At 65.9% G+C, this 16212-nt stretch carries 19 protein-coding genes; 10 read left to right on the top strand and 9 right to left on the bottom strand.

Annotated features, from left to right (window positions below; genetic code table 11):
* Positions 1 to 39: 39 nt before the first annotated feature.
* The gene (locus CDO87_RS07895; protein ID WP_100928274.1) at positions 40 to 1245 is read left to right on the top strand and encodes a cytochrome P450; all 1206 of its coding nucleotides are present in this window, start codon (positions 40 to 42) and stop codon (positions 1243 to 1245) included.
* A 111-nt stretch (positions 1246 to 1356) separates the two neighbouring features.
* On the opposite strand, the gene CDO87_RS07890 is transcribed toward CDO87_RS07895, so the two are convergent.
* Positions 1357 to 2667, bottom strand: a complete 1311-nt coding sequence (locus CDO87_RS07890) for a replication-associated recombination protein A (RefSeq protein WP_100928273.1) — start codon at positions 2665 to 2667, stop codon at positions 1357 to 1359.
* Between the two features lie 2 nt (positions 2668 to 2669).
* Positions 2670 to 4055, bottom strand: coding sequence for a trypsin-like peptidase domain-containing protein (locus tag CDO87_RS07885; protein WP_100928272.1), 1386 nt, complete (start codon positions 4053 to 4055; stop codon positions 2670 to 2672).
* A 124-nt stretch (positions 4056 to 4179) separates the two neighbouring features.
* Here CDO87_RS07885 and CDO87_RS07880 point away from each other — a divergent pair, with 124 nt between their 5' ends.
* The 3 genes from CDO87_RS07880 to CDO87_RS07870 are packed head-to-tail and all read left to right on the top strand — an operon-like array spanning position 4180 to position 5349.
* The gene (locus CDO87_RS07880; RefSeq protein ID WP_100928271.1) at positions 4180 to 4419 is read left to right on the top strand and encodes a hypothetical protein; all 240 of its coding nucleotides are present in this window, start codon (positions 4180 to 4182) and stop codon (positions 4417 to 4419) included.
* 2 nt (positions 4420 to 4421) lie between these two features.
* Entirely contained in the window at positions 4422 to 4877 is a 456-nt protein-coding gene (locus tag CDO87_RS07875; protein WP_100928270.1) for a host attachment family protein, read from the top strand.
* A 49-nt stretch (positions 4878 to 4926) separates the two neighbouring features.
* Positions 4927 to 5349, top strand: a complete 423-nt coding sequence (locus CDO87_RS07870) for a DUF4174 domain-containing protein (RefSeq protein ID WP_254698373.1) — start codon at positions 4927 to 4929, stop codon at positions 5347 to 5349.
* Positions 5350 to 5458: 109 nt separating this feature from the next.
* On the opposite strand, the gene rplQ is transcribed toward CDO87_RS07870, so the two are convergent.
* The 4 genes from rplQ to rpsM all read right to left on the bottom strand — a co-directional run bounded on the left by rplQ (position 5459) and on the right by rpsM (position 7943).
* Complete coding sequence (gene rplQ / locus CDO87_RS07865; RefSeq protein ID WP_100928269.1) at positions 5459 to 5875, bottom strand: 50S ribosomal protein L17; 417 nt, start codon at positions 5873 to 5875, stop codon at positions 5459 to 5461.
* A gap of 154 nt (positions 5876 to 6029) precedes the next feature.
* Positions 6030 to 7046, bottom strand: a complete 1017-nt coding sequence (locus CDO87_RS07860; RefSeq protein ID WP_100928268.1) for a DNA-directed RNA polymerase subunit alpha — start codon at positions 7044 to 7046, stop codon at positions 6030 to 6032.
* A gap of 117 nt (positions 7047 to 7163) precedes the next feature.
* Positions 7164 to 7559: a 30S ribosomal protein S11 gene (gene rpsK, locus CDO87_RS07855; protein WP_100928267.1), complete on the bottom strand. Its 396-nt coding sequence runs from the start codon at positions 7557 to 7559 to the stop codon at positions 7164 to 7166.
* A 15-nt stretch (positions 7560 to 7574) separates the two neighbouring features.
* Positions 7575 to 7943 (bottom strand): 30S ribosomal protein S13, encoded by a 369-nt coding sequence (gene rpsM, locus CDO87_RS07850; protein ID WP_005854870.1) that lies wholly within the window; start codon positions 7941 to 7943, stop codon positions 7575 to 7577.
* Positions 7944 to 8264: 321 nt separating this feature from the next.
* On the opposite strand from rpsM, the gene CDO87_RS07845 reads away from it, so the two are divergent.
* Positions 8265 to 8738 (top strand): BLUF domain-containing protein, encoded by a 474-nt coding sequence (locus tag CDO87_RS07845; RefSeq protein WP_157814941.1) that lies wholly within the window; start codon positions 8265 to 8267, stop codon positions 8736 to 8738.
* Here CDO87_RS07845 and CDO87_RS07840 read toward each other — a convergent pair.
* The 3 genes from CDO87_RS07840 to rplO all read right to left on the bottom strand — a co-directional run bounded on the left by CDO87_RS07840 (position 8713) and on the right by rplO (position 11318).
* Positions 8713 to 9357 (bottom strand): adenylate kinase, encoded by a 645-nt coding sequence (locus tag CDO87_RS07840; protein ID WP_100928265.1) that lies wholly within the window; start codon positions 9355 to 9357, stop codon positions 8713 to 8715. The two genes, CDO87_RS07845 and CDO87_RS07840, sit on opposite strands and share 26 nt — an antisense overlap.
* Entirely contained in the window at positions 9354 to 10721 is a 1368-nt protein-coding gene (secY, locus tag CDO87_RS07835; protein ID WP_100928264.1) for a preprotein translocase subunit SecY, read from the bottom strand. Before secY ends, CDO87_RS07840 begins: the two co-directional genes overlap by 4 nt.
* Before the next feature lie 135 nt (positions 10722 to 10856).
* Complete coding sequence (gene rplO, locus CDO87_RS07830) at positions 10857 to 11318, bottom strand: 50S ribosomal protein L15 (RefSeq protein WP_005854878.1); 462 nt, start codon at positions 11316 to 11318, stop codon at positions 10857 to 10859.
* Positions 11319 to 11916: 598 nt separating this feature from the next.
* On the opposite strand from rplO, the gene CDO87_RS07825 reads away from it, so the two are divergent.
* From CDO87_RS07825 to CDO87_RS07805, 5 genes are all read left to right on the top strand, one after another.
* A complete protein-coding gene (locus CDO87_RS07825) occupies positions 11917 to 13194 on the top strand; it encodes a DEAD/DEAH box helicase (RefSeq protein WP_100930878.1) in 1278 nt (425 codons plus the stop codon).
* A gap of 90 nt (positions 13195 to 13284) precedes the next feature.
* Positions 13285 to 13659 (top strand): fluoride efflux transporter CrcB, encoded by a 375-nt coding sequence (gene crcB, locus CDO87_RS07820; RefSeq protein ID WP_100930877.1) that lies wholly within the window; start codon positions 13285 to 13287, stop codon positions 13657 to 13659.
* The gene (locus tag CDO87_RS07815) at positions 13656 to 14699 is read left to right on the top strand and encodes an RluA family pseudouridine synthase (RefSeq protein ID WP_100928263.1); all 1044 of its coding nucleotides are present in this window, start codon (positions 13656 to 13658) and stop codon (positions 14697 to 14699) included. Before crcB ends, CDO87_RS07815 begins: the two co-directional genes overlap by 4 nt.
* Complete coding sequence (locus tag CDO87_RS07810) at positions 14696 to 15373, top strand: HAD-IA family hydrolase (protein WP_100928262.1); 678 nt, start codon at positions 14696 to 14698, stop codon at positions 15371 to 15373. Before CDO87_RS07815 ends, CDO87_RS07810 begins: the two co-directional genes overlap by 4 nt.
* On the top strand, positions 15370 to 16080 hold the full coding sequence (locus CDO87_RS07805; protein WP_100928261.1) for an ATP12 family chaperone protein: 711 nt from the start codon (positions 15370 to 15372) through the stop codon (positions 16078 to 16080). Before CDO87_RS07810 ends, CDO87_RS07805 begins: the two co-directional genes overlap by 4 nt.
* Positions 16081 to 16212 lie beyond the last annotated feature (132 nt).

Below are 16212 nucleotides of genomic sequence, written 5' to 3'. Positions count from 1 at the left end.
AATTGCCCTTCCCGCACTCTGCTGCGGGGAGGACATGAGATGCTCGACACCGCCGGCTTTGACCTGAACGCCATTGGGCCGGACTTCATCGAGAATCCCCATCCCATGCTGGCGGCGCTCAGGGAACGGGCGCCGATGCACCGCAACCCCGACGGGTCCGTCTACCTGACGCGCTACGACGACGTTCTGAAGATCTACCAGTCGCGTGAGATGTCGTCGGACAAGACCCGCGCCTTCGACGAGAAGTTCGGCGCCTGTCCGCTGCACACCCATCATACCTCCAGCCTCGTGTTCAACGATCCGCCCTATCACACGGTGGTGCGCAAGCTGGTGTCCGGCGCCTTTACCCCGCGCAAGCTGGCCGAGTTCGAGCCGCTGATCGAGGGCATCGTTGACCGCCTTCTGGACCGGGTGGAGGAGATGGGCCGCTTCGACATGATCGACGATTTCGCCAAGGTCCTGCCGACCGAGATCATCTCCTTCATGCTGGGCATCCCGGAGGAGCATCGCGCCCGCCTGAGGGGCTATTCCCTTGCCATCCTCGGTGCGCTGGACCCGGTGGTCTCAGCTGAGAAGCTGGAGGAGGGCAACCGCGCGGTCACGGAGTTCGGCGAGATCTTGGGCGACCTGATCGACCACCGGCGTCGCAACCCGGACGCTGCGCGCCAGGGCGAAGTGCTGCAGAACCTGATCTTCGGCGAACACGACGGACGGCGGCTGACGCGCGAAGAGCTGATCCAGAACTGCATCTTCCTGCTGAACGCCGGGCACGAGACGACGACCAGCCTTGTCGGCAACGCCATCGGGCTGCTGCTGGATTTCCCGTACCAGCACCGCATGCTGCTGGACGACCCTGGACTGATCGGCACCGCGGTGGAGGAATTCCTGCGCGTGGAAAGCCCGCTGCAGATCGGTAACCGGCTGGCGGGAGAGGACATTGCCCTTTCGGGCGGCGTTCTGCCGAAGGGCACTTACATCCACACCTCCATCGCCGGGGCGAACCGCGATCCGGAGATCTTTGCCCATCCCGACGTGCTGGACATCACCCGGCGCCCTAACCGCCAGATCGCCTTTATCACCGGCATCCATGTCTGTCTTGGCGCGACCCTGGCGCGGGTCGAAGGGCGCATCGCCATCGGCCGCTTCGTCGCACGGTTTCCCCGGCTTGTGCCGAACGGGGACCGCAAGCGCGTGCCGCTGGCCCGGTTCCGGGGCTGGGCGACGCTGCCGGTGAGCGTGCGCTGAGGTCCTGCGGGGCCCTGTGCGTGGTGCGGGCGGAGAGTGCGGAGGGGGCGCTGCCCCCGCCCCTTCGGGGCCCCCCGAGGTATTTGCCGCCAAGATGAAGGGGGTGGGGCGTCAGTCGGTGCCGCGCTGCTTGCGCAGGCGGGCGAAGTAGTCGACGCGTTTGCGCATGTCGCGTTCGAAGCCGCGGTCCACGGGGTCGTAGAACCGGGTGCGGCCCATGTCCTCGGGGAAGTAGTCCTGCCCGGAGAAGCCGTCCTCGGCGTCGTGGTCGTAGGCGTAGCCGGTGCCATAGCCCTGCTCCTTCATCAGCCGGGTGGGCGCATTCAGGATGTGCTTGGGCGGCATGAGGGAGCCGGTGTCTTTCGCCGCCCTGCGCGCGGCCTTGTAGGCCACGTAGGCGGCGTTCGACTTGGGCGCCAGGGCGAGGTAGATCAGCGCCTGTGCCAGCGCCAGCTCGCCCTCTGGCGAGCCGAGGCGCTCGTAGGTGTTCCAGCTGTCGAGGCAGACGGCCTGCGCCTGCGGATCGGCGAGGCCGATGTCCTCGACCGCCATGCGGGTGATGCGGCGGGCGAGGAAGCGGGGGTCTTCGCCCGCGTCGAGCATCCGTGCGAACCAGTAGAGGGCCGCGTCCGGGTCGCTGCCGCGCACCGACTTGTGCAGTGCCGAGATCAGGTTGTAGTGTCCGTCGCCGGACTTGTCGTATTGCGCGGCGCGTTTCATCAGGCGGGTCTTCAGCCCGTCGGTGCCGAGTGGTGCTGTGATCTTCCACGACATCACCTGTTCGATCAGGTTCAGGAGGGCGCGGCCGTCGCCGTCAGCCATGTCGATCAGCGCGTGACGGGCACCTTCGTCGAGCGGCAGCTTGCGGTCGAGCATGGTTTCGGCGCGGGTGGCCAGCTTTTCGAGGTCCCCGGCAGAGAGGCGTTCGAGCACCAGCACCTGCGACCGGCTCAGCAGCGCGCGGTTCAGTTCGAAGGAGGGGTTCTCGGTCGTGGCACCGACGAGGAGGATCGTCCCGTCCTCCATGTGCGGCAGGAAGCCGTCCTGCTGCGCCTTGTTGAAGCGATGGATCTCGTCGACGAAAAGCAGCGTGCCGCGGCCTTGCTGGCGGCGCAGTTTGGCCGCGTCGAAGACCTTGCGCAGCTCCGGCACGCCGGTGAAGATCGCGCTGATCTGGACGAAGTGCAGGTCGGTTGCATCGGCCAGAAGCCGCGCGATGGTGGTCTTGCCGACGCCGGGCGGCCCCCAGAAGATGATCGAGCCGAGGTTGCCCGCGGCCAGCATGACCCCCAGCGGAGATTCCGGGCCGAGCACCTGCTCCTGCCCGATGACCTCGGCCAGCGTCTGCGGGCGCAGCCGGTCGGCCAGGGGACGGGGGGCGTTGTCGGCGGGGGAGGGTGAGTTGTCGAAGAGGTCGGCCACGGTCAGATCCGGAACTGCAGGACGAGGCGGCGGTTGCCGCGCAGCGCCTCGATCTGGATCAGCCGCCCGGCGCGGCGCATCAGGCGTTCGACGTCGGCGGGTGAGGCCACCGGCGCGCCGTTGACCCGCAGCACGAGGTCGCCGCGCTGCAGCCCGGCCCGCGCGCCGTAGGGGCCGGGGTCGAGGACAGCCACGCCGTAGCTGGTGGAGAGGGGCAGGCCCAGGTCCGCCTGTACGGCAGGATTGACGCGGGCGATGGAGAGGCCGGGCAGGGTCGCGTCTTCGCCGAGGCTGACAGTGTCGCGCGGCGGGTCCTCCGGCGGGGTCATCATGGCGACGCGGGCGTGGGACTGGTCGCCGTCACGGATGTAGAGCACGTCGGCCTTTGCCCCGATGCCGCGCACCGACATGCGGAACAGCACCTCGGCGGGGGTGTTGACTGCCATGCCGTCCACCTCGAGGATGACGTCGCCGGTGCGCAGACCTGCCTCTGCAAATGGGCTGGCGGCATGCAGTTCGGCGATGACGACGCCGCCGGGCAGGCCGAGGCCCAGCGTCTCTGACAGGTCCGCGTTCACCGGCTGTGCGGTCATCCCGGCCCAGGGCCGTTCGAAGCGGGTGTTGCCGGCGGCGGCTTGTTTCACGAATTGCGCCACGAGGCCGGAGGGGATAGCGAAGCCGATGCCGTTCGACCCGCCCGACCGGGTGAGGATCGAGGTGTTGATGCCGATCAGGCGCCCCTCGATGTCGATCAGCGCGCCGCCGGAGTTGCCGGGGTTGATCGGTGCGTCGGTCTGGATGAAGTAGCCGCGCGCGTTGCCGGTGGCGGTGCCGGAGCGTGCCAGCCCACTGACGATGCCCGAAGAGACGGTCTGCCCGACGCCGAAAGGGTTGCCGATGGCCAGCACCAGTTCGCCCACCTCCACCGTGTCGCTGTCGCGGAGGGGCAGGTGGGGCATGTCGGTGGCGCCTTCGAGCTGGAGGATGGCGAGGTCCGATTCCTCGTCGCCCAGGAGCACTTTGGCCGCGTACTCCTGCCGGTTGTTCAGCACCACGCGGATGTCGGTGGCCTGTCCGACGACATGGTAATTCGACACCACGATCCCGTCCCCCGACAGGATCACGCCGGAGCCGAGGGAGTTCTGGATCCGGGGGCGGGCCTGGCTCTGGAAGTCGCGGAATAGGTTGCCGAATATCGGGTCGTCGGCGAAGGGGCTGCGGTTCCGCTGCACGACACGGCTGGCGTAGATGTTAACCACCGCGGGGGTTGCCTGTTTCACGAGAGGCGCGAAGCTGAGCGAAATCTGGGCCTGGCTTTGCGGCACCTCGGTCTGGGCGAGGGCGGGCTGGGCGAGAATGGCGGTCAGGCAGAGCAGCAGGACGCGCACGGGGAACCTCCGGTTTTCGTGTCCGGTTGATATGCCTGCCGCGGGGGTACGTTTCAACCCGGCGGAACGCCGCTCCCTGCCCGGGCGTTGACCTTGCAGAGAACGGAAAGAAAAGGAGGACCCCATGCCGGAGCGTTTGAAATCCAAGGACGGGCGCCGCGAGACGGAAGCCTATGTCGATGACGTCGACACGCCGTCCGACCAGGGCCGCGCGCAGGGCAACCTTGAACGAAAGGTGGGCACCCGAGACGAAATGAAGCGTGCCGAGAAGGACGATCCGGGCGCGACCCGCGTCACGAAATCGGACGAAGCAGGCTCCGGGAACCTCGGCGGCCATCACGGCACGGACAAGGGGAGCACCTGAGCATGAGCAAGCTGAAAAACGGAACATGGGTCGTTGTGACGGACAGTGAAAAGGCGCTGTTTCTGCGCAACCTGACCGACCACGACAATCCGAACCTGGATGTCTTCGACGAGGACGAGCAGGAGAACCCCTCGGACCGCGAGCAGTCTGCAAACCGGCCCGGCCGGATGAACGACACCGGCGTGCAGCAGCGCTCGGCCATGGACGACACCGACTGGCACGAACTGGCGAAGGAGCGCTTCGCGGCCGACCTCGCCGAGAAGCTCTATGAGGAGGCGCACAAGGGTTCTTTCAAGCACCTTGTGATTGTCGCCTCGCCGCAGGTTCTGGGTGTGCTGCGTGAAGAGATGCACAAGGAGGTGGCCGACAAGGTCGTTGCCGAGGTGCCGAAGACGCTGACCAACCACCCCGTCCGCGAGATCGAGAAGCTGGTGAAGCGGGAGCTGGACGCAGCGTGATGCCGGGCCAGATGGACGTCGCAGGCACACCTTCGGAAGGAGAGCTGACATGACGGCCATTGTGAAGAAACTTGCGGTGGCGCTTGGCCTTGCTGGCAGCGCCGCCGCGGCGGACAACGCCTTGTTCCTGCGCCTGTCGCCGGACCGTGAGGATCTGGAGGCCTACCGATGGTCTGCGCGGCCCGTTCTGGTCTTTGCCCCCGACAGCGACGACGCGCATTACGCAGACCAGATCGCGCTGCTGCGGGCCGCAGAGGCTGGTCTGGCAGAGCGGGACATCGTGGTGCTGACGGATACCGCACCGCACGAGAAGGGGCGTCTGCGGGCCGCCCTGGCGGTCGACGGGTTCGAAGTGCTGCTGGTCGGCAAGGACGGCGGCGTAAAGCTGCGTCAGGAAACACCGCTGTCGGTCGATGACCTCTTTGCCACGATTGACGCCATGCCCATGCGGCAGCGCGAGATGGCGAACTGATCCGGCCATGCCGCTTACTACAAAGAAACAGCCCCCGTCGCTTGCGCGGCGGGGGCTTTCACTGTCCCGGGTCTGTGACCCACGGATCGGCGTCGTGCGCCGTCCGTAGTTATTCTTCTGCTTCGAGCGCCTCGAGGCGGGCCTTGTCGGCGGCGCCTTTTGCCTCGGGATCGCGGTCCACCAGCTCGATGATGGCCATCGGGGCCATGTCACCGTAACGGAAGCCGGCCTTCAGGACGCGGGTGTAACCACCGCTGCGCTCTGCGTAGCGCGGGCCGAGGATGTCGAACAGCTTCGCGACGTCCTTGTCTTCCTTGAGCTGGGACGCGGCCTGACGGCGGGCGTGCAGGTCGCCGCGCTTGCCGAGCGTGATCAGCTTGTCCATGATCCGCTTCAGTTCTTTTGCCTTCGGCAGGGTGGTCTTGATCTGCTCATGCTCGATGAGCGAGCCGGCCATGTTCGCCCAGAGTGCCTTGCGGTGCTCGTGGGTGCGGTTCAGGCGGCGGTAGCCTTTTGCGTGACGCATTTTCTTACTCCTAACGTGCCCTCTACGGGCGGTTTTGCTTTGTCAGTCCGGCGATGCGTGTCACCGGCTCTCCTTGGGGCCGTGAGGCCCGGAACGAGGCGTTGCCGCCTCGTCAAAGGGTGGGTCCGGTCATAAGACGGACCCACCGCTATTCTCAGAACGAGTCTTCCAGCTTCTTGGCCAGATCCTCGATGTTGTCCGGCGGCCAGTCCTCGACGTCCATGCCGAGGTGCAGACCCATACCGGACAGCACTTCCTTGATCTCGTTCAGCGACTTGCGGCCGAAGTTCGGGGTGCGGAGCATCTCGGCTTCGGTTTTCTGGATCAGGTCGCCGATGTAGACGATGTTGTCGTTCTTCAGGCAGTTTGCCGAACGGACCGAGAGCTCCAGCTCGTCGACCTTCTTCAGCAGCAGCGGGTTGAACTCCAGACCGTCGTCGTCGTCCTGGCGGGTGGCCGACTCGGGCTCTTCGAAGTTGACGAAGATCGACAGCTGGTCCTGCAGGATGCGCGCCGCGTAGGCAATCGCGTCTTCCGGCGTGACGGAACCGTCGGTTTCCACCTTCAGCGTCAGCTTGTCGTAGTCCAGAACCTGGCCTTCGCGGGTCGGCTGAACGTCGTAGGCGACCTTCTTGACCGGCGAATAGATGGCGTCGATCGGGATCAGGCCGATGGGTGCGTCTTCCGGCTTGTTCTTGTCGGCGCTGACGTAGCCCTTGCCCGTGTTCACGGTGAATTCCATGTACACTTCCGCGCCTTCGTCGACGTGGCAGATGACATGGTCACGGTTGAGGATCTCGATGCCGGCGGATTCGGAGATGTCGCCGGCCTTTACCACGCCGGGGCCCTTCGCGGAGACGGAGAGGCGCTTCGGCCCTTCTACTTCCATCTTCAGGGCGACCTGCTTGAGGTTCAGGATGATGTCGGTGACGTCCTCGCGCACGCCTGCAACCGAGGAGAACTCGTGCAGGACGTTGTCGATCTGCACGGAGGTGATGGCCGCGCCTTGCAGCGAGGACAGCAGCACACGACGCAGTGCGTTGCCAAGTGTCAGACCAAAGCCCCGCTCCAGCGGCTCGGCGACGCAGGTCGCCTGCTTGGACGGATCAGCGCCCGGCTTGATCTCAAGCTGGGTCGGCTTGATCAATTCTGCCCAATTCTTGTGGATCATGCAGTTCCCTCCATACCTGCCGGCGTCCCATGTCCAATAGATGCCGACGCCCGAGGTTTCGAAACGACAGAACGAGGCAGGGCATTGTGCCCCGCCTCGTCGAATATTCTGGTCGGATCAGACGCGACGGCGCTTCGGCGGACGGCAGCCGTTGTGCGCGATCGGGGTCACGTCGCGGATGGACGTGATGTTGAAGCCGACGGCAGCCAGCGCACGCAGCGCGGATTCACGACCCGAACCGGGGCCCTGCACTTCGACTTCGAGCGTCTTCACACCGTGTTCCTGTGCCTTCTTGCCTGCGTCTTCCGCGGCGAGCTGGGCAGCGTAGGGGGTCGACTTGCGCGAACCCTTGAAGCCCATGGTGCCTGCGGAGGACCAGGAGATGGCGTTGCCCTGAACGTCGGAGATCAGGATCTTGGTGTTGTTGAAGGTCGAGTTCACATGCGCCACGCCAGCGGCGATGTTCTTGGAGACCTTTTTCTTGCCGCTGGTGCGGCGAGTATCGCGTGCCATTGGTCGGTGCCTCCCTTACTTCTTCTTGCCTGCGATGGGCTTTGCGGGGCCCTTGCGCGTGCGTGCGTTGGTGTGGGTCCGCTGGCCGCGGACGGGGAGGTTGCGACGATGGCGCAGGCCGCGGTAGCAGCCAAGGTCCATCAGGCGCTTGATGTTCATCTGCACGTCGCGGCGCAGGTCGCCCTCGACGGTGTAGTTGGCGTCGATGTGCTCACGGATGGCGAGGACTTCGGCGTCCGAAAGCTCGTTCACGCGACGGGTCGCGTCGATGCCCACGGCTTCGCAGATGGCCCGGGCCGATGTGTGGCCGATACCGGTGATGTAGGTGAGCGCGATCGGGACGCGCTTGGCGGTCGGGATGTTGACGCCGGCAATACGTGCCAAGTCTCTGTTCCTTTCGTTGCGAGCCCGTAGCACCGGGCCCTTTTTTCACAACATGAGCCCGTGCGGTCGGCGCACGGGCTGTCCGTCATTTCTCAGGTGATCTGCCCGGCACGAAGGCCTTCGATTCGGGCGGCTTCCCATGCGGGATGGGGCTACCTAAGGGGCGGACGCCACAACGTCAACCCCTGTCAAGTCCTCGTTTCGGGCAAATCGGGATATAGCCCTGAACTGGCGTATAAGCCAGTACATAAACCGTTGTCCGTGCACCCGGATCATGACATTGTGGTCCGGTCAACGAAAATGGTGTGCTCGGGGGAGTGGATGATCACACAGGTCGTTTACGTCAGTCGCGCGGTTCATGCGATGGGCCGCGGGACCGACAGGGATATCCTCAGGGTGGCGCGGAAACGCAATGCGGAACTTGGCCTGACGGGGTTCCTCTTCCGGACGCGCACCCACTACATCCAGCTCCTCGAAGGGCCGGCCGAGGCGGTCGGGCAGGTGACGGAGTCCCTGCGCCGCGACCCGCGCCATACCGATTTCAACGTGATCCGGACGATGCAGACCGACACCCGCAGTTTTGCGCGCTTTGCCATGGGCTACGACGACGTGTTGCAAACGCGTGCGGCGGCGTTCATCGAGAGCCTGAAGTCCTCTGCCATCTCGGATTCAAGCCTGCGGGCCCATGTCGAACTGCTGGCCGTGGGACGGCGCAGGAAAAAGGCCGCTCTCGCGGCCTCTCTCGGTCAACTCGTTTCAGGGATAACGTTCAGCCGTCGAGCTTCCCGCCAATAGCCGACTTGATCTCGTCGATCTCGCCCAGCCCATCCACGCGGCTGTGCACGCCTGCGTGGTAGTAGTAGCCGATCAGCGGGGACGTCTGCTTGTAGTACGCCATCAGGCGCGTGCGCAGCGATTCCTCGTTGTCGTCGGCGCGGCGCTTGAACTCCGTCCCGCCGCACTTCGAGCACTTGCCATCCTCGGGGATCGGCTTGGTGATGTCGTTGTAGACCTCGCCGCAGGAGCCACAGGTGGAGCGCGCGGTGATGCGCTTCACCAGGGCCTCGTCCTCGACGCGGAGTTCGATCACCTTGTCCAGCGTCTGGCCCACTTCCTCCAGCAGCTCACCCAGCGCATCGGCCTGCTTCAGGGTGCGCGGGAAGCCGTCGAAGATGAAGCCCGACGCCTTCTCGGTGGTCAGCTTCTCGCGGATCAGGCCGATCACGATGTCGTCGGTGACAAGCTCGCCGCGTGCCATCACGTCGGCGACCTTCTTGCCCATTTCCGTTCCGCTGTCCTTCGCCTCGCGCAGCATGTCGCCGGTCGAGAGCTGCACCATGCCGCGTTCTTCCACGAGAAACCGAGCCTGTGTGCCCTTGCCCGCCCCCGGCGGCCCCAAAAGAATGATATTCATCGCCGCGCAGGTCCTCCACGTTTCTTGCGCGCCTTACCCTTACCACGCAACTGGGATTTCTGGATAAGACCTTCGTATTGATGCGCCAGGAGGTGGCTTTGCACCTGCTGGATGGTGTCCATGGTCACGGAAACCACGATCAGTACGGAAGTACCACCGAAATAGAACGGAATGGCAAGCTGCGTGCGCAGGATTTCCGGCATCAGCGCGACACCGGCCAGGTACAGGGAGCCCACCACAAGCACGCGGTTTACCACGTATTCGAGGTACTCCGCCGTCTTCTTGCCCGGACGGATGCCGGGGACAAAGCCGTTCTGGTTCTTGAGGTTGTCCGCCACGTCGTCCGGCTTGAAGGAGACGTTGAACGTGTAGAAGTACGCGAAGAAGACGATCATCGCCCCGAAAAACAGCAGGTAGAGCGGCTGGCCGGGACCGAAGTAGGCAAGGATCGTCGACATCACCGGGCCAGCCGAATCCGAGCCGGAGAAGGTGGAGATCGTCACCGGCAACAGCAGCAGCGAGGAGGCGAAGATCGCCGGGATAACGCCAGCCGGGTTGACCTTCACCGGCAGGTGGGAGGATTGCGCCTCGGTCATCTTCATGCCGACCTGGCGGCGCGGGTACTGGATCGTGATCTTCCTCAGCGCCCTCTCCATGAAGACGACGAAGGCGATCAGCGCCGCGACGGCCAGGATCACGCCGACGATCACCGCAGGGCTGATGGCGCCCGACCGGCCGGAAGCGAAGAACTGCGCCAGGGCTGCGGGCAGTTCGGCGACGATGCCGACGAAGATGATCAGCGAGATGCCGTTGCCGACGCCGCGCGCGGTGATCTGCTCACCCAGCCACATCAGGAACATGGTGCCGCCGACAAGCGTGATCACGCAGGAGGCACGGAAGTACCAGCCCGGATCGGTCACGAGGTCGCCGCCTTCGAGGCTGACGGCAAGGCCGTAGGCCTGCATGGTGGCCAGCGCGACAGTGGCGTAGCGGGTGTACTGGTTGATCTTCTTGCGGCCCTGCTCGCCCTCTTTCTTGAGCTGCTCGAGCGCCGGCACCATGGCCGTCAGAAGCTGCACCATGATGGAGGCGGAGATGTAGGGCATGATCCCCAGCGCGAAGATACCCATCCGGCCGAGCGCACCGCCGGTGAACATCGACACGATGCCCGCAACGCCGGTCGAGGCCTGCTCCACGAAGTCACGCAGCGCGGCGCCGTCGATTCCGGGAACCGGGATGAAGGTGCCGAGGCGATAGACGATCAGAAGGCCGAGGGTAAAGAAGATGCGGTTGCGCAGGTCGGTTGCCTTACCCAGCGCGGCCCAGCTGGTGTTGGCGGCCATCTGCTCTGCTGCGGATACCATGCGGATCTCTCTTTTCAGGCAAACGCCGCCAAGACGGGTTTTCCGTCTGGCGGCGCTTTGGGAAAACTGGGGGCTATGTAAGCGGCGCTGACGCCGCTCACAACCCGGTTTTGCGCCGCAGGGCGCGGGCGGAGGTTACTCCGCAGCCGCGACCTTGAGCGCGCCACCGGCCTTTTCGACGGCTTCGACAGCCGACTTGGAGGCGCCGGTCACGTCGATGGTCAGGGCGGTGGTCACGTCGCCCTTGGCGAGGACGCGGATGCCGTCCAGCTTGCGGCGCACGAGGCCCGAGGACACCAGCGTGTCTTCGTTGATGTTGGCGGCGTCCAGCTTGCCTGCGTCGACGAACTTCTGGATGAGGCCCAGGTTCACCACGGCAAAGCTCAGGCGGTTCGGCTTGGTGAAGCCACGCTTGGGCAGACGCTGGTAGAGCGGCATCTGGCCGCCTTCGTAGCCGTTGATCGCCACGCCCGAACGGGATTTCTGACCCTTGATACCACGGCCACCCATCTTGCCCTTGCCCGAACCCGGGCCGCGGCCGATGCGTTTCTTGGTCTTGGTTGCGCCGGGATTGTCGCGCAGTTCATTGAGTTTCATGTCGCTTCTCCATTGCCGGATGTGGCCCTCGAAGCGATACGGGCCAACCACGGCTTTTCTTGATTGTGAAGTGTGGCCGCGCAAGTCGAGTCGGGCCACCGGGGGCGTATAGTCGCTGAGGGGCTGCCGTGCAAGGGAGGAGTGCGGCCCGCCCTTTCCCCCGGCGGGAACCGGAGCGTGCGACCGTTCGATGTGTGTCCTCAGTCGGGAGCGATATGGCTCAATACACCTCGCGAATGCCGGGGCAAGTGGGCCGACCCTGCCGGGCCGCGCCGGACGCCATGACGATAAACGGACCATGATGCTCGGTAGCGATTGACTTTCCGCACCGCAGCGATCATATGCCCCTCAGCCGCACCCGCCGCGTGAGCGGGGCAGACGGGCAATATGGCCCGCACGGCTGTTTCGGCACATCCAACCTGCCGACCACACTCCCTGACATGGCTCCCACATCACGCTTGGGTCCAGACCCGCGACAGGCGCCCGACATACGGTCCGGTGCCCGCGTTCGCGGTCCCCTTGCGGTCCTGCCCTTCCGGCGGGTGCCACGCTATTCGCGCCTGCTGGCGCTTCGAAGGAACACCTTTTGGATTTTGACATGCTGGGGCTGCCGCCCCGCCTCCTGGCGAACCTCGCCGACCTGAACATCACCGATCCGACCCCGATCCAGACCCAGGCCATCCCGCACGCGCTGAACGGCCGCGACGTGATGGGCCTTGCGCAGACAGGCACCGGCAAGACGGCCGCCTTCGGCCTGCCGATCGTCACCACCATCATGCGCGACCAGTCGCGCCCCGGCCCGAAACAGGTGCACGGGCTGATCCTTGCGCCGACCCGCGAGCTGGCCAAGCAGATCGTGGACAACCTGCGCGCCTACTCCGCCAACACCCCGGTCAAGATCGGCCTGGTCACCGGCGGCAATTCCATCAACGGGCAGATCAACCGTCTTGCCAAGGGCACCGACCTGCTGGTCGCCACCCCGGGCCGCCTGATCGACCTGATGGAGCAGAAGGCCGTCCGGCTGGACGCGACCCGCTTCCTCGTGCTGGACGAGGCCGACCAGATGCTGGACCTCGGCTTCATCCACGCGCTGCGGCAGATCGCCAAGGTCCTGCCGAAAGAGCGTCAGACCATGCTGTTCTCGGCCACCATGCCGAAGCAGATGGCCGAGATCGCCGCGGCCTACCTGACCGACCCCATCCGGATCGAAGTCACACCTCCGGGCCAGCCGGTCGAACGCATCGACCAGTCGGTGCACTTCGTCGAGCAGAAGTCCAAGACATCGCTGCTGGTCAACCACCTCGACGGTCACCGCACCGAGGCCGCGCTGGTCTTTGCCCGCACCAAGCACGGTGCGGAGAAGCTGAAGCGCCACCTCGAGGACAAGGGCTTTGCCGCCGGTTCGATCCACGGCAACAAGAGCCAGGGTCAGCGGGACCGCGCGCTGAAGGCCTTCCGTGACGGAGAGCTGACGGTGCTGGTCGCGACAGACGTGGCCGCCCGCGGGATCGACATCCCGTCGGTGCGCTACGTCTACAACTACGATCTGCCCAACGTCGCCGACAACTACGTCCACCGGATCGGGCGCACCGCGCGCGCGGGCCGGGACGGGACGGCGGTCGCCTACTGCTCGGCCGAGGAGATGGGCGAGTTCAAGGCCATCGTGAAGCTGATGGGCCGCGAGATCGAGGTCGCGGGCGGCGAAGCCTGGGAACCGGTGAAGCCCGTGGGCCGCGGCAACGGTCGTGGCCGGGGCGGTCGTCCCGGTGGCGGCGGTCACGGTGCGAAGCACGGCGGCGGCCACAAGCCGGCCCATGCCAAGCCCGCCGCAGCCAAGGGCCGTCCGCGCCGTCAGCGCCGCGCCAAGGCAGCCTGAGCCTGAATTGACGAGCGAAGGCCGTCCCGCATCCCGCGGGGCGGCCTTCGCATGCTTGACAACCACCCCCACATTCGTGACGACACCGGCATGACACCACTTCTGCAAGTAGCCCTTGGCGGCGCGCTCGGCGCCTCGGCCCGGTACATGACCGGCCTTGGCATGGCGCGCCTGATGGGCAAGGGATTCCCCTGGGGGACGCTGACGGTGAACATCGTCGGCAGCTTCGCCATGGGCGTTCTGGTCGTGGTGCTGGCGCATCTGGGCGGCAACCGCCTTGCGCCGTTCCTGATGACCGGCGTGCTGGGCGGGTTCACCACCTTCTCGGCCTTCTCGCTGGACGCGGTGACGCTTTACGAACGCGGGCAACTTGGCATCGCGGCGCTTTACGTGGGCGCGTCGGTGGTCGTTTCCATCGCGGCGCTCTTTGCGGGGCTGCTGCTGGCACGGAGCGTGACGACATGAGCCGGGTACAGACCATCACAGTGGGGCCGGGCGACGGCGACCAGCGGCTGGACCGCTGGCTGAAGCGGCTGTTCCCCCACGTCGCCCAGGCCCGCATCGAAAAGATGTGCCGCAAGGGCGAACTGCGGATCGACGGCGGGCGCTGCAAGGCATCCTCGCGGATCGAGACGGGCATGCAGGTGCGCATCCCGCCGCTGCCCGAACCGGGGCAGGTGGAAAGCGCGCCGAAACCCTCCTTCAACGAGAAGGACGCGGAGATGATCCGCGACTGCGTCTTGTGGAAGGACGACCACATCATTGCGCTGAACAAGCCCCCGGGGCTGGCGACGCAGGGCGGCTCCGGCCAGACCCGGCACGTCGACGGCCTGTCGGAGGCGCTGACCTTTGGCATGGATGAAAAGCCCCGGCTCGTGCACCGGCTGGACAAGGACACCTCGGGCGTGCTGCTGCTGGCGCGCACCCGTGCCGTGGCCAAGTCGCTGACGGAGGCGATCCGGCACCGCGAGGCGCGCAAGATCTACTGGGCGCTCGTCGCCGGTGTGCCGACCCCCTACCTTGGCGAGATCAAGTACGGCCTGGTGAAGGCGCCCGGCCACGGCAAGGGCGGCGAGGCGGAGAAGATGCGTTGCGTGCATCCGAAGGACATCGCCACGACCGAGGGCGCGAAGCGGGCGCATACGCTATACGCCACGCTTTACCGCGTCGCGGGACGCGCGTCCTGGGTGGCGATGGAGCCGATCACCGGCCGAACCCACCAGCTTCGCGCGCACATGGCCGAGATCGGGCACCCGATCATCGGCGACGGCAAGTACGGCGGCTCCGGTCAGGAGAACCTCGGCGACGGCTGGGGCGCACAGCTTGGCGGGATCATCTCGAAGAAGCTGCACCTGCACGCGCGGTCGCTGACGCTGCTGCACCCGGTCACGAAGAAGCCCTTCACCGTGACCGCCCCGCTGCCCGAGCACATGAAGCAAAGCTGGGACACGCTGGGCTGGGAAGAGGACTTTGCCGACGACGATCCGTTCGAGGCGCTGCATTGACCGATCTGAAGCTTGTCATCTTCGACGTCGACGGGACACTGGTGGACAGCCAAGGCGATATCCTCGCCGCGATGACCCGGGCCTTCGACAGTCAGGACCTGCCGCAGCCGGCGCGCGAGGATGTGCTGGGCATCGTCGGCCTGTCGCTGCCGGTCGCGATGGAACGGCTTGCGCCGCAACTGGGCGTCGTCCGCCGGACGCATCTGGTGGAGGCCTACAAGCGGTCCTACGCGGCGATCGTGAAGGAGGGCGGGGCCATGGCCTCGCCGCTCTATCCGGGCATCCCGGAGTTTCTCGACCGGCTGGGCGCCATCGACAACGTCTTGCTGGGCGTGGCGACAGGCAAGTCCCGCAAGGGGCTGACGGCGCTTCTGAACGCGCACGGCCTGACGGGCCGGTTCGTCACCACGCAGGTTGCCGACGACCATCCGTCGAAACCGCATCCTGCGATGCTATATGCGGCGCTCGACGACGTGGGGGTGGATGCGCCTCAGGCGGTGATGATCGGCGACACGAGTTACGACATGGACATGGCGGACGCTGCGGGCATACCCGGCATTGGCGTGACATGGGGCTATCACCCGGCGACGGCGCTGATCAACGCCGCCCGGGTAGTGTCCGACACGGCGGGCCTGCAGGCCGCGATCTTCGACATCCTGGAGGTCTCTGCATGAGCGAATGGGCAATGAAACGCTTCTGGAAGGACGCGACGGTCGAACCGTCCGGCCCGGGGTTTGCCGTCAAGCTGGACGGGCGCGGGGTGAAGACCCCGGCCAAGACGCCGCTGATCGTCCCGACCGAAGGGCTGGCCGAGGCGGTGGCCGCCGAATGGCGCGCGCAGGACGAGCGCGTGAACCCGTTGACCATGCCCTTCACCCGCATGTCCAACTCCGCCCTCGACAAGGTGGCCACGCAGCGCGCGGACGTGGCGGAGATGCTGGCCTCTTACGGCGACAGCGATCTTCTGTGCTACCGCGCCGACAAGCCCACCGCACTGGTCAAGCGCCAGATCGACGGCTGGGACCCGCTGCTCGACTGGGCGGCGGAGACATACGGCGCACGGCTGGAACCGCGCGCCGGTGTCATGCACCAGCCGCAGACGCCGGACGCATTGGCGCGCCTGTCGCGGGAGGTGCACGCCCTGGACGCCTTCCAGCTTGCCGCGTTCCACGATCTCGTATCCATGTCGGGCTCGCTGGTGCTGGCCCTCGCGGTGATCCGCAGACATCGCGACGCGGAAGAGGCGTGGCGGCTGTCCCGGATCGACGAGACCTGGCAGGAAGAGCAGTGGGGCGTCGACGAGGAAGCGGCAGAAATTGTGGCCCTGAAGCGGAACGAATTTCTGCACGCCGCGCGTTTCTACGTGCTATCAACCGTTTGAAGGCCCGGGCGGGCCTTTGGCGGATCGTGGATGACAGCACGGGATCGCGGCTTGACCTCTTGGCAGGAATCCGCCCAAACTGTCGCCGATCAAGAGGGATGAACCCTCATAATTTCCTGAATCCGAAGGCTG

This window comes from Sagittula sp. P11 (assembly GCF_002814095.1).
In the GTDB taxonomy this organism is placed as follows: domain Bacteria; phylum Pseudomonadota; class Alphaproteobacteria; order Rhodobacterales; family Rhodobacteraceae; genus Sagittula.
Note: the sequence above shows the minus strand (reverse complement) of the source record. Positions and strands in the feature narration are given on the sequence as shown.

What these genes read in the sequence shown, in the direction of transcription:
- CDO87_RS07895 (WP_100928274.1), top strand. Translation starts at nt 40, where the DNA reads ATGCTCGACACCGCCGGCTTTGACCTGAACGCCATTGGGCCGGACTTC.
- secY (WP_100928264.1), bottom strand. Translation starts at nt 10,721, where the DNA reads ATGGTATCCGCAGCAGAGCAGATGGCCGCCAACACCAGCTGGGCCGCG.
- CDO87_RS07815 (WP_100928263.1), top strand. Translation starts at nt 13,656, where the DNA reads ATGAGCCGGGTACAGACCATCACAGTGGGGCCGGGCGACGGCGACCAG.
- CDO87_RS07825 (WP_100930878.1), top strand. Translation starts at nt 11,917, where the DNA reads ATGCTGGGGCTGCCGCCCCGCCTCCTGGCGAACCTCGCCGACCTGAAC.
- crcB (WP_100930877.1), top strand. Translation starts at nt 13,285, where the DNA reads ATGACACCACTTCTGCAAGTAGCCCTTGGCGGCGCGCTCGGCGCCTCG.
- CDO87_RS07875 (WP_100928270.1), top strand. Translation starts at nt 4,422, where the DNA reads ATGAGCAAGCTGAAAAACGGAACATGGGTCGTTGTGACGGACAGTGAA.
- rplO (WP_005854878.1), bottom strand. Translation starts at nt 11,318, where the DNA reads ATGAAACTCAATGAACTGCGCGACAATCCCGGCGCAACCAAGACCAAG.
- rpsK (WP_100928267.1), bottom strand. Translation starts at nt 7,559, where the DNA reads ATGGCACGCGATACTCGCCGCACCAGCGGCAAGAAAAAGGTCTCCAAG.
- CDO87_RS07805 (WP_100928261.1), top strand. Translation starts at nt 15,370, where the DNA reads ATGAGCGAATGGGCAATGAAACGCTTCTGGAAGGACGCGACGGTCGAA.
- CDO87_RS07880 (WP_100928271.1), top strand. Translation starts at nt 4,180, where the DNA reads ATGCCGGAGCGTTTGAAATCCAAGGACGGGCGCCGCGAGACGGAAGCC.
- CDO87_RS07845 (WP_157814941.1), top strand. Translation starts at nt 8,265, where the DNA reads ATGATCACACAGGTCGTTTACGTCAGTCGCGCGGTTCATGCGATGGGC.
- CDO87_RS07870 (WP_254698373.1), top strand. Translation starts at nt 4,927, where the DNA reads ATGACGGCCATTGTGAAGAAACTTGCGGTGGCGCTTGGCCTTGCTGGC.
- CDO87_RS07860 (WP_100928268.1), bottom strand. Translation starts at nt 7,046, where the DNA reads ATGATCCACAAGAATTGGGCAGAATTGATCAAGCCGACCCAGCTTGAG.
- CDO87_RS07840 (WP_100928265.1), bottom strand. Translation starts at nt 9,357, where the DNA reads ATGAATATCATTCTTTTGGGGCCGCCGGGGGCGGGCAAGGGCACACAG.
- rplQ (WP_100928269.1), bottom strand. Translation starts at nt 5,875, where the DNA reads ATGCGTCACGCAAAAGGCTACCGCCGCCTGAACCGCACCCACGAGCAC.